Raw genomic sequence first — 13402 nt, forward strand, 5'->3', positions numbered from 1 at the left:
CGGCCGAGGCGCGCGGCGGGCTCGAGGTCCTGTTCCTCTCGGTGGGCCAGGGCGACGCGGCGCTCCTGCGGCTCCCGGACGGCAGCGCCGTGCTGGTGGACACCGGCGGCGCTCCGGACGGCGGCGCGGATCCCGGCGCGCGCGACGTCGTCCCCCTCCTCCGCGATCTGGGTGTCACCCGCCTCGCCGCCGTCTTCGTCTCGCACCCGCACCCCGACCACGCCCTCGGCCTCGCCGCGGTCGCGGGCGCGGTCCCGATCGACCTCGTGTTCTCGAACGGCGCACCCGCCGAGGGCGAGGTGGCGCGCGTGCTCGCGGCGCTGGCGCCGGTTCCCCTGGCCCCCGGCGACGGATGGGAGCGGGCCGGCGTCCGCTTCGACGTGCTGGGCGGGGACCGCGAAGGGCTCGGCGCGAACGACGCCTCGGTCGTGCTGCGCGTCGGGTACGGCACGACCGCGTTCCTGTTCCCCGGCGACGTCGAGCACGCGGGAGAGGCCGCGGCGCTCTCGAGGGGCGGGCTCCGGGCCGACGTCGTGAAGGTGCCGCACCACGGCAGCCGGACGTCCTCGAGCGAGGCGTTCGTCCGGGCGGTGCGCCCGGCGCTCGCCGTCGTGAGCCTCGGCCGGGACAACCGCTTCGGCTTCCCCCATGCCGAGGCGGTGGAGCGCTGGCGCGCGGCGGGCGCCGCAGTGCTCCGGACGGACGAGGAGGGGGCGGTCCGGCTGCTCTCGGACGGGCGCCGCGTCACCCGCGTGCCCGCTTCGGCCGCCCTCGACCCCCTGGCGATCCTATGGGAGCGCCCCTAGGGTTGCCTGTGGGCATCGAGGACTTCGACCTGGCCGACGTCGCCGAGCGGATTCGCCGTCACATCCCCCCGACCGAGCCTCCCGTCGGATACCTCCGCGGCCGGAGCTACTTCCGGGACGTCCTGGTGCACGAGCTCGGCATCGGCGAGTTCGAGGCCGAGACGCTCGTGGACACCCTGGAGCTGAACGGCTACCTGCGCTTCGAGGGCGATCCTTCCGAGCGCTCGCGGGCCGAGAGCCGCTGGCACGTCGGCTCCGACTCCGGATAGCGCTGGCCGCGAAAGGGCGCGCGCCGTGCCGGCCGGGCCGCGCGGCGGACCCCCTCAGCCAGGCCGCCCGTCCAACCTCGCGAGATCTCGTGGCCCGTGCTCGGGGCCCGCTGGCACGGGCGCTGGATCCCACGGCCTCGTGCGACAGACGCTCATGCTCCAGTGCGCCGGTGCCGACCCCGAGCGGCGCGACCTCTCCTCCCCCGCGACCGCCGGCGGATCGCGCGCCGACGACCTCCAGCTGCCTGGCGCTCCCCCCTGCGCGCTCCGCCTCCTGCCGTGCGCGGCCGGCCTGGTGGTGGAGGCGTGCGTGTCGGGCGCTCGCGCGGCGGGGCGGCCCCTGCCTGCGGGCGCGCGCCGCCTGCTCCGCTCCGGCGAGTCGGTCGAGCTCGGGGGCCACCGCATCGCCCTCCCCGCCGCCGTCGCCGCGGAGGGCACCCGCGTCGCCGCGGCGGCGCTGCTCCGGGATGCCTCGGCGATCCCGGAGGCGCCGATCGGCGGCGTGCACCTCGTCGTCGTCACCGGGCCCGAGGCCGGGGCGCGGCACCCGCTCGGCGCCGAGCAGGTCCTGGGGCGCGGGCGCGCGGCCGACATCCGCGTCCGGGACGCCCAGGCGTCGCGCCGTCACGCGCGGCTGCGCCTCGACGCGGAGGGCGCCTTCATCGAGGATCTCGGCTCCAAGAACGGCCTGCGCGTGAATGGCATGCGGCTCGAGCGCCTGCCCTGCGCGCTCCGCGACGGCGACGAGCTCACGGTCGGAGACACGACGCTCGTCTTCGTCCACCCGGGCGCGCGCACGTGCGCCGCGCTCCCCGCTTCGGCCGACGCGCCCGGCCGAAGGGCGCCTCGGCTCCCCCTCGCGCACCTCACCGCCGCGGCGCTCCTCGGCCTCTCCGCCGCGGCGCTGGCGCTCGCGTCCTCATCGTGAGGTTCAGCGCCCGAGCCGCTGCGGCGAGAGGTCCGCCCGCTCGAGGAGCAGCTCGAACAGCTCGCGGTGGCGAGCGAAGAGGCTCGTGAACTGCACGCGCCCGCGCTGCGTGAACAGGGCGTAGACGCGCCCGCCGAGCCCGTCCTGCACGATGATCTCGCGGATCTCCTCGTAGCGCACGGGCCGGCGGCTGAAGGGCGTCGCGGCCACGATGCCGTCGTCCGTCACGGTGATGGACGTCCGGGCGTAGAGGACGGTGAACACCGCGAAGAAGGCGAGGAACAGCGTCGCGCCGAGCACGGCGCGCGGCTCCGCGCCCGGGGCGCCGAGGAGCACGACGAGCACGCCGAACCAGAACGTGCCCGCCGTGGCGACCGCGATCCGGAGCGGCAGGCGCGTCTTGTAGATCCGCGCCGCCTCCATGCCCCAAGTGTACGGCCGCCCACGGAGGTGGGCCAGACGGGCGGCGCGGTACGATTGGGGCCGGGCCCGGGCGACCCGAGCGCTCGTGCGCGGCACGCGACCGCCCTCCGCGCGGGGGCGGAGGCGGCCGCGCGGCCGAGGGGGCCGCGCCTCCAGGATCAGCGGCCGGAGAGCTCGTCTGCGCGGGCGCGCGCGACCGACCGAAGCTCCTCGCGCACGTCCCGGGCGTGGCTATTCGAGTAACGGCGGTACAGCTCGCCCGCGAGCGGGTCGCCGAGGAGCCGGTAGCACTCGGCGAGGCCGTACAGCGGAGTCCCGAGGGCCGGGTCGAGGCCGAGCGCAGCCTTGTAGTCGTCGGCCGCCTCGCGGAACCGTCTCTGGCCGAACTTCGCGCTCGCACGGGCCGTGTATGCGACGGCGAGCCGCGGATCGAGCGCGATCGCGTCGTCGAGGAGCGCGATCGCCGCGCCGTACTCGCGGCGCGCGACGAGGTCGAGCGCGCTGCGGTAGCGCTGCGCGGCGGTTGGCCCGCCGGCCTGCGCCGACGCCGCAGGGAGGGGCGCAGGGGCGTCGTACGGCTCGGGCGTGAGACGGTAGGTGCGTGGCTGGGTCCCCGGCGGGGCCGGAGCGGCCGCGGGGGCCGCGGACGGCACGGCGATCGTCGTTCCGGGGGCCACCCCCGCCGGCATCACGACGACGACCGTCGCCCCCGCAGGAATGGCGCCGGTGGGCGCGCCGAGCGCGGGCGCAGCGGGCGCCGCAGCCGCAGCGGCGGGCACGGGCTGCGGCGCCGGCGAGGCCGAAAGGGCGGGCGCCGGGATCCGGGCGGCGCGGGCCTCCTCGAGGAGCCGGCGCGCGTCGTCGCTGGCCGGATCGGACGCGAGCGCGAGCTCCCCCTGCGCGATGGCCTGCGCGGGGTAGCGGAGCGCGAGGTAGGCGCGCCCGAGCTTCACGCGCGCGAAGGCGTACCCGGGCTGGAGGTAGACCGCGTCTTGATAGGCGAAGAGCGCGCCGCGGACGTCACCCGCCCCGAAGGCGCGATCGCCTTGCGCGAGCCGCTCCGCGACGGCGGCCGTGGGCGCGACGGGAACGGAAGCGGCGGTCGGGGTCGCGGCGGGGCTCGCGGCCGGCGTCTGGGCCGGACTGGCGGTCACGACCGGGCTCGCCGTCGCGACCGGGCTCGCCGTCGCGGCCGGGCTCGCCGTCGCGGCCGGGCTCGCCGTCGCGGCCGGGGCCGGACTCGCGGTCGCGGCCGGACTCGCGGTCGCGGCCGGATTTGTGGCCGCGGGGGCTGCAGTCGGGGTCGGGCTCGCGCTGGCGGTCGGGGCCGCGGTCGACGGCTGAGGAGAGCTCGGAGCGGCGGTCACGGTCGTCGTGCCGGGAGCCGGGGCGGCCGTCACGCCCGTCACGCTCGACGGCGGAGCCGCGGGGCTCGCGCCGGCGCTCTGCACGACCGGGCGCGCGCCGCTCGAGGGCGCCGTCCCGGGCGCCCCCTGCGCGAGCGCGAGCGCCGGAGCGACCTGGAGGACTGCGAACAGGGCGAGAGCGCGCATGGCGCGCATGATACGCCCGAGCGCACGACCAGCGAAGGCGGCGGCGCTCGAGGCGCGACCGCTCAGAGCCGAAGCGACCGCCCTCGGCGCCGCGCGAGGCGGCGCCTGGGATGGCGCCGCTGTGCGTGGAACGCGGAAGAGGTGCGCGGCGGGCGCGAGGACGCGCCCACCGCGTGCGCCCGAGGGTTACTTGCGGAACGGGTTCTCGAGCAGGATCGTCTGCCCGCGGTCGGCGCCGACGGAGAGTCCGACCACCGGCACGCCCGAGAGCTCCTCCACGCGCTTCACGTAGGCGCGCGCGCGGGGCGGGAGGTCGTCCCAGCTCCGGAGGTGGTCGAGCTTCTCGCTCCACCCCGGCAGCTCCTCGTAGATGGCCTCGGCCCGCTCGAGCAGCTCCGGATCCGACGGCATCTCGTCGAGCACCTTGCCGTCCACGCGGTAGCCGACGGCGATCTTCACCGTGTCGAACCCGGTGAGCACGTCGAGCTTCGTCATCGCGATGCCGTGCAGCCCGTTCACGCGAGCGGCGTAGCGCAGCGCCAGGACGTCGAGCCACCCGGTGCGGCGGGGCCGGCCGGTGGTCGCGCCGAACTCGCCGCCGATCTTGCGCAGCCGCTCGCCGGTCTCGTCCTTGAGCTCGCTCGGGTAAGGACCGCCGCCCACGCGCGTGGAGTAAGCCTTGGAGATCCCGAGGACGTAGTCCACGGCGGTCGGCCCGAGGCCGCACCCCACCACGGCGTTGCCCGCGACGGTGTTCGAGCTCGTGACGAACGGGTACGTGCCGTGATCGACGTCGAGCATCGTCCCCTGCGCGCCCTCGAACAGCAGCTGCTTGCCGTTCTGCAGCGCGCGGTGGAGCCAGAGCGACACGTCCGCGGCGTAGCGGGCGACGCGGCGGCCGAGCTCCGCGTAGCGGGCGACGATCGCCGCCTCGTCGAGGTCGGGCGTGGCGCCGAGCCGGCGCAGCTCCTCCCGCGCCGCCGGCAGCCGCTCCTTCACCTTGCGCTCGAGGCGGGAGGCGTCGACGAGGTCCCGGATCCGCAGCCCGCGCCGCGCCACCTTGTCCTCGTAGGTCGGCCCGATGCCGCGGCCGGTCGTCCCGATCTTCCCGGCGCCCATCGCCTGCTCGCGCGCGATGTCGATCGCCTTGTGCCACGGCATGATCACGTGCGCGTCGAGCGACACCACGAGCTGGGCGTCGTCGGCGAGGGCGTTCCGGCTCTTGAGCCGGTCCACCTCCATGACGAAGACCTCGGGGTCGAAGACGACGCCGTTTCCGATGACGCACGACTTGCCGGGGTGGAGGATGCCCGCCGGGATGAGGTGGAGGACCGTCTTCTCGCCGTTCACCACCAGCGTGTGGCCGGCGTTGTTCCCCCCCTGGAAGCGGACGACGACGTCCGCGTGCTCGGTGAGGAGATCGACGATCTTTCCCTTGCCCTCGTCGCCCCACTGGGCTCCGACGACGACCACGTTCGGCATGTGATGGCTCCCTGGGTGGACTCCCGGCGCGCGCACCTCGCGGTCGCAGCGCCGACGCAGGTGCGGCACGATACCAGGGCGGACCGGGATCCGCTAGCGCGGACGGCTGCGGCGGGACCGCGCGGTGCGCTCGCCCGCCCGGCCGTTGGCACGCTCGAGCGCCTGGGTCGCGAACTCGAGGTCGACGGCGAAGCCGATCGCCGGCCCGGGCCGGCCGAAGCGCTCGAGGAGCTCGTCGTAACGGCCGCCCGCCGCGACCGCGCTCCCCGCCCCCGGCGCGTAGCCGGCGAAGGTGATGCCGGTGTAGTACCCGAGGCCACGCGTCTCCCCGAGATCCACCGAGACGTCCTTGACCCCCCGGCGCCGGGCGATCCTGAGCGCCGCCTCGACCTGGCCGAGCGACGTGGCGGCGCCGGGGACGTCCCGCACGAGCTTGCGGGCGCGGGAGAGCGCGCCGTCGCCGTACAGCGTCGCGAGCTCCGGGAGCGCTGCGCGGGCGGCGGCCTCGCCGCGGCCCTTCTTCGCGAGCGCGGCGAGGGCGTCCTCGTCCTTGCGGGAGAGCGCCTCCCACGCGGCGGCGCGCCCCTTCGGCGCGAGCCCCGCCCCGTCGATCACCGCGTGCGCGAAGCGCGCGTGGCCGACCTCCAGCACGGCGGCGCCGAGCCCCACCCGCTCGAGCGCGCGCGCCAGCACCACGAGCGCCTCCGCGTCCGCGGACGGCCCGCCCGCGCCGAGCAGCTCGACGCCGGCCTGGTAGACCTCGCGGGGACGGCCCGCCCGCGCCTCGCGGGCGCGCAGCACCGGGCCGTCGTAGCAGAGCCGCGCCGGCGACGGCAGCGCGTCCGGGCGCGCCGCGTACAGCCGCGCGATCTGCGGCGTGATGTCAGGCCGGATGGCGACGACCTCTCCGGAGCCGGGCTCGACGAACTTCATGACGTCCGCGAGCGCCGCGGCCGAGAGCCCGCGCTCCACCACGTCGAGCCGCTCGAGCGTGGGCAGGAACACGCGCCGGTAGCCGAAGCGCGAGAACACCTCCTGGAGCTTCGCGGACAGCTCGGCGAGGTGCGCCGAGTGATCGGGGAGGAGGTCGCGCAGGCCGGACGGGAGCGAGAGGTCGAGCATCGCGCGCGACTCTATCCGCCCCGGTCCGGACGCGAAAGGGGATCGGCCGCGGGCTGCGCCGGTGAGCCGCCCCGCGGGCCGCGCGGATCGCCGGCCCGGATCGCCGCCACGCGCCCGCTGGAGCGCCGGCGCGACCGCGCCTAGAGCGAGATCGCCTGGACCGACCGGACGTGAGGCAGGCGGCGCAGCCGCTCGAGGAGCTCCGGCGACGGCGCGGAGTCCACGTTGAGGAAGGCGAAGGCCCGCGAGCGATCCTCCACGCGCGAGAGCGAGATGCGGGCGATGTTCACGCCCGCGGCCCCGAGCGTCGTGCCGAGGCTGCCGAAGACGCCGGGCGCGTCGTCGTTCTCGCAGAGGATCACCTGCCCGTCCGGCACCGCCTCGACCCGGAACGCGTTCACCCGCACGATGCGCGCGTCCCGCTTCCCGTACACCGTCCCGGCGACCTGGGCCTCGCCGCCCGCGCCGCGGACCGTGACGGTCACCAGGCTCGCGTAGTCGTGCGGCTCGGCCGAGCGCGTCTCCCGCACCGCGAGCCCGCGCTCCCGCGCGATGGCCGGGGCGCTCACCTCGTTCACCTGCGTGTCGAGGAACGGCCGCAGGACGCCGGCGAGCGCGCGCGCGACGAGCGGGCGGAGCGGCACCGAGGCGAGCTCGCCGGCGACCTCCACCGCGACCTCGGTCGGGCCCGGCGGCGCGAGCTGCGCCGCGAGCGCGCCGAGCTTCTCCGCGAGCGGCAGGTACGGCGCGAGCTGCTCCATCATCTCCGGCGGCAGCCCCGGCGCGTTCACGGCGTTCCGCACGACGCCCCGCACCAGGTAGTCCGAGAGCTGCTCGGCGACCGCGATGGCCACCGCCGACTGCGCCTCCTCGGTCGAGGCGCCGATGTGCGGCGTGAGGAGCACGTTCTCGAGCGCGAGCAGCGGGTGATCGGCGGGCGGCGGCTCCTGCTCGAGGACGTCGAGCCCCGCGCCCGCGAGGTGTCCCGAGCGCAGCGCCTCGGCGAGCGCCCGCTCGTCCACGATGCCGCCCCGGGCGCAGTTCACGAGGATCGCGCCCTTCTTCATCTTGGCGAGCGCCGCCACGTCGACGAGGTTCCGCGTCTTCTCGGTGAGGGGCACGTGGACCGAGACGACGTCCGCCTCCCGCCAGAGGGTCTCGAGGTCCACGAGCGACGCGCCGAGCTTGGCGGCCGCCTCGGGCGAGATGAAGGGGTCGAACGCGACGACGCGCATGCGCATGGCGAGGGCCCGCTCGACGAGGACCGAGCCGATGTTCCCGATCCCCACGACCCCGAGCGTCCTGCCGGCGAGCTCGTGGCCCTGGAACCGCTTCTTCTCCCACTTGCCACCCTTCACGCTGGCGGTGGCGGCGGCCACGTGGCGCGAGAGGGCGAGGATCATGGCGAGCGCGAGCTCGGCCACCGTGATCGACGAGCCCCCGGGCGTGTTCATCACCACGACGCCGCGGCGGGTGGCCGCCGCGAGATCCACGTTGTCGACGCCGACCCCGGCGCGCCCGATCACCTTGAGCCGGGCGGCCTTCTCGAGCAGGCGCGCGGTCACCTTCGTGGCGCTCCGCACCGCGAGGCCGTCGTAGTCGCCGATGATCCGCTCGAGCTCTTCGGGCCTGAGGCCCACCCTCACGTCCACCTCCAGCCCTGCCGCCTGGAGGATCCTCACCGCCTCCGGCGAGAGGTCGTCCGACACGAGCACGCGCGCCGCCATCACTCACCCTTGCTCGGCCCCGCGGGGCCGGATGCCGGCAGCGCGCCGCGCGCCGGCGAAAGATCACGAGCCCGCCGCCCGGGCGATCCGGCCGGCGACCCACCGACGCCGCAGCGCGGCATGGGGGAAGGGATTCTGTTCGGGGGCACCGCCCGGCAAAAGCTCCCGGCGGGGCGCGCGCAGTCGATCGGGGGCCGGGTGCCGCTCAGCGGCGCCGCAGCCCGCCGCAGACGAGCTCGACGACCTCGCCCTTCACCCGGTCCACCGCGGCCTCGTCCCCCGCGGGCACGATGCCGATCACCATGCCGGTCATCGCGAGCTCGAGGGCGCCGAGGAGGCCCGCCGCGGCGATGACCGGGTCCAGCTCCGCGCGGAGCTCGCCGGCCTGCTGGCCCTGACGGACCACGTCCGCGACCAGGTGGACGGCGCGGTCGAAGGTCTCGCGGGTCGAGCCGGCGCGGAGCCCCTGCGGCGTGCGCGTCACCTCCAGGATGAGGACGCGCACCGCGGCGGGGGCCGCCTTGTACACGTCGAAGACGAACCCGAAGATGGCCGCGACCTTGTCGGCCGCCGTACCGGGCCCCTCGTCGATGGCCCGGATGGCGTTGATGAGGATCGTCCACTGCTCGGCGAAGACACTCTCGAGCAGCTCTTCCTTGTTCCGGAAGTAGTGGTACACGAGCCCGTACGCGACGTTGGCGGCCCGCGCCACGTCGGCGATGCGGCAGCCGTGGTAGCCCTTCTCCGCGAACACGCGCACCGCGGCGTGGAGGATGGCGCGGCGCTTCTCGGGCTCGTTCCCCTCGGCGTTCCGCGCGGCGTGCGGCGGCGGTGTTCGGGTCCGGCTCACCCGTCGATTCTCCAGTCGAGGTTCACGTATCGCAACCCCCGCGAATGGCGGACGAGTCGCTCCGCCTGGGGGGAGAGAGTCTACCGACTCGCACCTGCGAGAGTCGACCCCACCGGGGCCAAATCGATCATCATCCGAGGAGTGAACCCCCCACAGTCGTTCAGGGTGAGGCTGGCGGCCACCCGGAAGCAGCGGCAGGGCGACTGCCAGGCGAACGTCGCGACGTGCTGCTGGATGTGGAGCGCACCCACCTCGCGGGTACGGTCCGGGCAGGAGCGGACCACCGGACGGCCCGGGAAGAGCACGTCGTAGGTCGCCGTCGCTCCCCCAAGGCGGGCGGTGACGCCGGCGTTCCCCTGCGCCACCGCCTCGAGCGGCGCGGGCCGCAGATCGAACAGCGGATCCAGCCCGGCGACGAGGCTGCCCGAGGCGCCCCTCCCGATGGAGAGGAGCCCGAGCCGGAGCGCATCTCCGCGCCGATCGGAGACGGACCCGAAGGCTCGGAGCTCGGTGAGTCGATCGAGCGGAGAGGACGGCAGCCGCGGCACGCCGGTGAGCGGCACCGGCTCCTTGCGCCCGCCGAAGGCGAGGAAGCGCGCCGCGGCGTCCGCGCTGAAGCGGCCCGCCCGCAGCTCGCCGCTCGTGAACGTCTCCGCGAGCCGGCCGGTCTCGACGTCGTAGTCCTGGCCGAGCTCGAGCCGGAGCACGTCGGCCCCGCGCAGGGAGAGGCGCGTGTCGACCGCGGCACGCAGCTGCTGGAAGCGGCCGCGCGGAGCGGCGGACAGGATGGGCAGCGGCAGCTCCACCGGCCCCGGCGCGCCCGCGGGCGTCACGAGCGACGAGCGCTCGACCCGGTCGAGCGAGTCGTACGCCGCCGGGAGATCCGCGTTGCCCGCCGACTCGCTCCCGAGCCGCCACTCGACCCAGGGCGTCACCCGGTGCCGGATCGCCCCGAACGCGCGCCCGAAGGTCGTCTCGAGGCGCGCGCCGGCGACTCCCCACGCCTGCATGGCGGGATCCGTCCCGTCCTCGAACGCGTAGCCGAGCGCCGCACCGCGGACGAACGGCTCCACCACGAGCGCGTTCCCGAGCTGCAGCGGGGCCGCGACCTCCAGCCCGACGTCGCCGCGAGAGGCGCCGGGCCGCAGCACCCGGTCCACGCCCGACGGACGCGGGAGCTCGTACGGCACACCTGCCGCGCCATCGGCGACGAGGCCGCGGAGGGTCCCTCCGTCGAGCGACGCAGCCGGCGCGAAGCGGGCCGCGCCCGCCCTCCCCTCCACCCGCAGCGGCCCGAGGAAGCTCGGAAGCAGCGTCGCCGAGGCCCACGGCCAGCGGTGCAGCTCGTCTACGTCGCGTCCGAACAGGCCGTAGCCCTCCGGCGAGACGAGGAACGGCTGCAGGTAGGAGGCGCCCGCCTCCAGCACGAGCGCGTCCCGCGCGTGCTCGACCACGAGGTCCGAGCGCCGGTAGCTCGTGCCGCGCGCGAGGATGTCGGTCGAGAAGTCGCGCGCGAGGAGCGGGTCGCTGTAGAGCGCGAGGTCGGCGCGGAGCGAGGTGCGCTCGGAGAAGCGCTGGGCGTGGGCGAGGGCGACCGCGTAGCGGCTCCCGGACTCACCGCCCGGCTCGGCGTCCAGGTCCCGGAGCCAGGTCAGCTCGGCCCGGCCCGCCGCCCCGACCGCCGGGGCCCAGCGGCCCTCGAGCCGCGCGGTGGGCCCGCGCACGGCGGGCTTGCCCTTGTCCACCGCCGCGCTGCCCGGGCCGAACGCGTAGCCCGGCGTGAAGGTCAGGTCGGCGCTTCGCCCCAGCGTGACGAACAGGGGGACGTCGACGGCGAAGCGGGTCGCGCCGCTCGACACGAGCTGCGGGACCAGGAGCCCCGTCTGCCGCTCGCCGAGCGGCAGGTAGAGCCACGGCAGCGGGAGGACCGGCACGGGGTGATCGACGAAGAGGAACCGGGGCGTGACGTAGACGACGGGCCACGAGAGCGTGGCGCGCTTCCCCGCGATGATTTCGGCGTTCGCCGCGCGGATCTCCCACGAGGGCGCGCGGCCCGCCCCGCAGTCGCAGAGCGTGAGGCGGGCGCCGGACAGCTTCAGCCGTCCCGAGGGGTCCCCCTGCAGCGACTTGCCGGAGAAAACGAGCCGGTTCTGGCCGAGGCCGCGCGCCGCGTCGATGGACTCGGCCCCGCCGAGCTCCACGGGCCCGCTCTTCAGGAACGCGACGACGTCCTGCGCCTCGAACGGGCCGCCGAGCACCGCGGTGACCCCATCCGCGGCCACCGCGCGCGTGGCGTCCGTGAGGAGGACGCCGCCCGTCGCCACGACCTGGCCCGTCTCGGGGTCATAGCGGGCGGTCCGCGCGCGCAGGACGACGGTGCCTCTCCGCAGCACGGCCCCGTCCTCGACGAGGAAGCTCCCGGTGGACGCGTCGTAGGTGACGGTCCCGGCGTCGACGTGGACGTCTCCCTCCGGGAGGGCGCCCCGACGCGCAGCGGTCGCCGGCGCCTGGGCGGCGGCGAGGTGCGCGGCGAGCGCCGCGAGCGCGACAACGGCGAGGAGCGGAGTGCGGTGCACGGCGAGGGCGCGATTCTACGCGGCGCGCCGTCGCTGTCGCGTCAATTCGCGGCCGGCGTCGTCGCGGGCGCCTCGCCCTCGAGCGCGGCCGGGACGGGGTCGGCAGCGGCGCCGCCGCCCGGCGCGGCCCCGGCGGGCCCCGCCACCGGCAGTGACGCCGGCGCGGCGGGCCGCTCGAAGTCGATGGCGAGCATGTCGCCCTCGATCCGCTGCTGGTACGGGACCCGCTCGCGCAGCTTGATGTCGAGGACGTAGCTCGAGCCGCGGCGCGCCGGGGTGACGACCGCGACCGCGGAGGAGAAGAACGACGTGTCGAGGTGACGCAGGTCGTTCCGGCGCGTCGCGCGCGTGTTCTCGAGCTCGACCCGGATCACGTTCTCGCCCACGTCCTGGACGGAGAACCGGGGCGTCACGCTGGTGCGCACGAAGACGCGCGAGACCCCGGACATCTGCTTGAACCCGACCTCGCGGAGCTGCGCCCGCGGCGCCCCCACGTCGAGCCGCCCGGCGGACGCCTCGGCGGCCGTCTCGGCCACCGCGGCCGCCGGCTCCGGATGCGACTCCGCTGCCGCCCCCCGGGACCGCTCCGGCGCGGGCGCCTCGTCGAGCGCGGCGGCCTTGCCGTTCGCCGCGGCGAGCTCGCGCTCCGATGCGGCCCGAGCCTCGGCCGCAGCGCGCGCGCCGGCCTCCTCTTCTGCCCGACGGTCCGCCTCCGCGCGCGCGCTGGCCTCGGCCTCGCGCGCCTCCCCCTCCGCGCGCGACCGGGCCTGGGCCTCGGCCTCGGACCTCGCGACCTCCTCCTGCCGCTCCTTCTCGTACGCCGCGCGCGCCTCGGCGGCGCCCTTCGCCTCGGCCTCCGCGCGGGACTGCTCCTCCGCCGCCGCGCTCGCCGGCTGCGCGTCGGCTTCGACCCCGGCCTTGGCGCGATCCGCCTCGGCGGCCCGCGCCTTCTCCTCCGCGGCCGCGACCTCGGCGGCTCGCGCCTTCTCCTCCGCGGCCGCGACCTCGGCGACCCGCGCCTTCTCCGCCGCGGCCGCAGCCTCGGCCTTCTCCGCCTCGGCGCGCGCCTGGGCCTCGGCTGCGGCGCGGGCGGCGGCCTCCTCCTGCGCCTTCTTCTCGGCCGCGGCGCGAGCCTTCGCCTCCTCCGCCTCGCGCGCGCGGGCGCCGTCGTCGGCCGCCACGGCCGGGGACGCCCCCGCCGGCTTCGCGACCCGGACGACGAGCGTGTTCCCCTCGGCCAGCACCTCCGGCGGATCGACCTCGACCTGGAACGCCACCATGATCCGGGCGATCGCGGTCGCCTCGGAGCCGTACGACAGGTTCTTCACGAGGTTCACGACGCCGTTCCGGACGACGAGGTCCTCCGGGACGCCCTGGAGACGCGCCTCGGAGAGGTCGATCACGAAGCGCGGCGGATCGGCCATCGAGAAGGTCGTGAAGTTCGGCGGCTTCGAGCCCTTCACCTGGAGCACCACGGCGGCGCCCTCGTCCTTCACCTCGACGGCGGTGACGACGTTGAGGGCGCCGGCGGCGCGGGCGCTGCTGCCCGCGAAGGCGAGGACCAGCGCGACGAGGTGGCGAGGACGCATGCGTGGGCTCCCCAGAAAGGTCGGCGGGCAGGTTAGCATGCGACCGGCCGCCCCCTCAAAAAAAGCCCAGGGGTTCC

Annotated in this window: 11 protein-coding genes; 3 read left to right on the plus strand and 8 right to left on the minus strand. The window is 76.1% G+C overall.

Annotated elements, in window-relative coordinates:
- From MNZ39_RS06770 to MNZ39_RS06780, 3 genes are all read left to right on the plus strand, one after another.
- The coding region (locus MNZ39_RS06770) for a ComEC/Rec2 family competence protein (protein ID WP_242336452.1) at positions 1-806 on the plus strand (806 nt) is incomplete at its 5' end.
- Between the two features lie 8 nt (positions 807-814).
- Positions 815-1075, plus strand: coding sequence for a hypothetical protein (locus MNZ39_RS06775; protein ID WP_242336454.1), 261 nt, complete (start codon positions 815-817; stop codon positions 1073-1075).
- Positions 1076-1214: 139 nt separating this feature from the next.
- Positions 1215-2003, plus strand: coding sequence for an FHA domain-containing protein (locus MNZ39_RS06780; RefSeq protein WP_242336457.1), 789 nt, complete (start codon positions 1215-1217; stop codon positions 2001-2003).
- 3 nt (positions 2004-2006) lie between these two features.
- Here MNZ39_RS06780 and MNZ39_RS06785 read toward each other — a convergent pair whose 3' ends face one another.
- The 8 genes from MNZ39_RS06785 to MNZ39_RS06820 form a co-directional block, all read right to left on the minus strand.
- Positions 2007-2426 (minus strand): hypothetical protein, encoded by a 420-nt coding sequence (locus MNZ39_RS06785; RefSeq protein ID WP_242336460.1) that lies wholly within the window; start codon positions 2424-2426, stop codon positions 2007-2009.
- A gap of 158 nt (positions 2427-2584) precedes the next feature.
- Positions 2585-3979: a tetratricopeptide repeat protein gene (locus tag MNZ39_RS06790; protein WP_242336463.1), complete on the minus strand. Its 1395-nt coding sequence runs from the start codon at positions 3977-3979 to the stop codon at positions 2585-2587.
- A 186-nt stretch (positions 3980-4165) separates the two neighbouring features.
- Positions 4166-5461: an adenylosuccinate synthase gene (locus tag MNZ39_RS06795; protein ID WP_242336466.1), complete on the minus strand. Its 1296-nt coding sequence runs from the start codon at positions 5459-5461 to the stop codon at positions 4166-4168.
- A gap of 93 nt (positions 5462-5554) precedes the next feature.
- Positions 5555-6583: an ATP phosphoribosyltransferase regulatory subunit gene (gene hisZ, locus MNZ39_RS06800; RefSeq protein WP_242336469.1), complete on the minus strand. Its 1029-nt coding sequence runs from the start codon at positions 6581-6583 to the stop codon at positions 5555-5557.
- Positions 6584-6723: 140 nt separating this feature from the next.
- Positions 6724-8310, minus strand: a complete 1587-nt coding sequence (gene serA, locus MNZ39_RS06805) for a phosphoglycerate dehydrogenase (protein ID WP_242336472.1) — start codon at positions 8308-8310, stop codon at positions 6724-6726.
- A gap of 205 nt (positions 8311-8515) precedes the next feature.
- The gene (locus MNZ39_RS06810) at positions 8516-9160 is read right to left on the minus strand and encodes a TetR/AcrR family transcriptional regulator (protein ID WP_242336475.1); all 645 of its coding nucleotides are present in this window, start codon (positions 9158-9160) and stop codon (positions 8516-8518) included.
- Positions 9161-9240: 80 nt separating this feature from the next.
- Positions 9241-11736, minus strand: coding sequence for an LPS-assembly protein LptD (locus MNZ39_RS06815; protein WP_242336478.1), 2496 nt, complete (start codon positions 11734-11736; stop codon positions 9241-9243).
- 41 nt (positions 11737-11777) lie between these two features.
- Positions 11778-13325: an AMIN domain-containing protein gene (locus MNZ39_RS06820; RefSeq protein WP_242336481.1), complete on the minus strand. Its 1548-nt coding sequence runs from the start codon at positions 13323-13325 to the stop codon at positions 11778-11780.
- Positions 13326-13402: the final 77 nt, after the last annotated feature.

Source organism: Anaeromyxobacter sp. SG66 (assembly GCF_022690805.1).
Lineage (GTDB): Bacteria > Myxococcota > Myxococcia > Myxococcales > Anaeromyxobacteraceae > Anaeromyxobacter > Anaeromyxobacter soli.

Excerpts from the sequence above, each read along its gene's own strand:
- serA (WP_242336472.1), bottom strand. The coding sequence starts at position 8,310 with ATGGCGGCGCGCGTGCTCGTGTCGGACGACCTCTCGCCGGAGGCGGTG.
- MNZ39_RS06795 (WP_242336466.1), bottom strand. The coding sequence starts at position 5,461 with ATGCCGAACGTGGTCGTCGTCGGAGCCCAGTGGGGCGACGAGGGCAAG.
- MNZ39_RS06820 (WP_242336481.1), bottom strand. The coding sequence starts at position 13,325 with ATGCGTCCTCGCCACCTCGTCGCGCTGGTCCTCGCCTTCGCGGGCAGC.
- MNZ39_RS06790 (WP_242336463.1), bottom strand. The coding sequence starts at position 3,979 with ATGCGCGCTCTCGCCCTGTTCGCAGTCCTCCAGGTCGCTCCGGCGCTC.
- MNZ39_RS06785 (WP_242336460.1), bottom strand. The coding sequence starts at position 2,426 with ATGGAGGCGGCGCGGATCTACAAGACGCGCCTGCCGCTCCGGATCGCG.
- hisZ (WP_242336469.1), bottom strand. The coding sequence starts at position 6,583 with ATGCTCGACCTCTCGCTCCCGTCCGGCCTGCGCGACCTCCTCCCCGAT.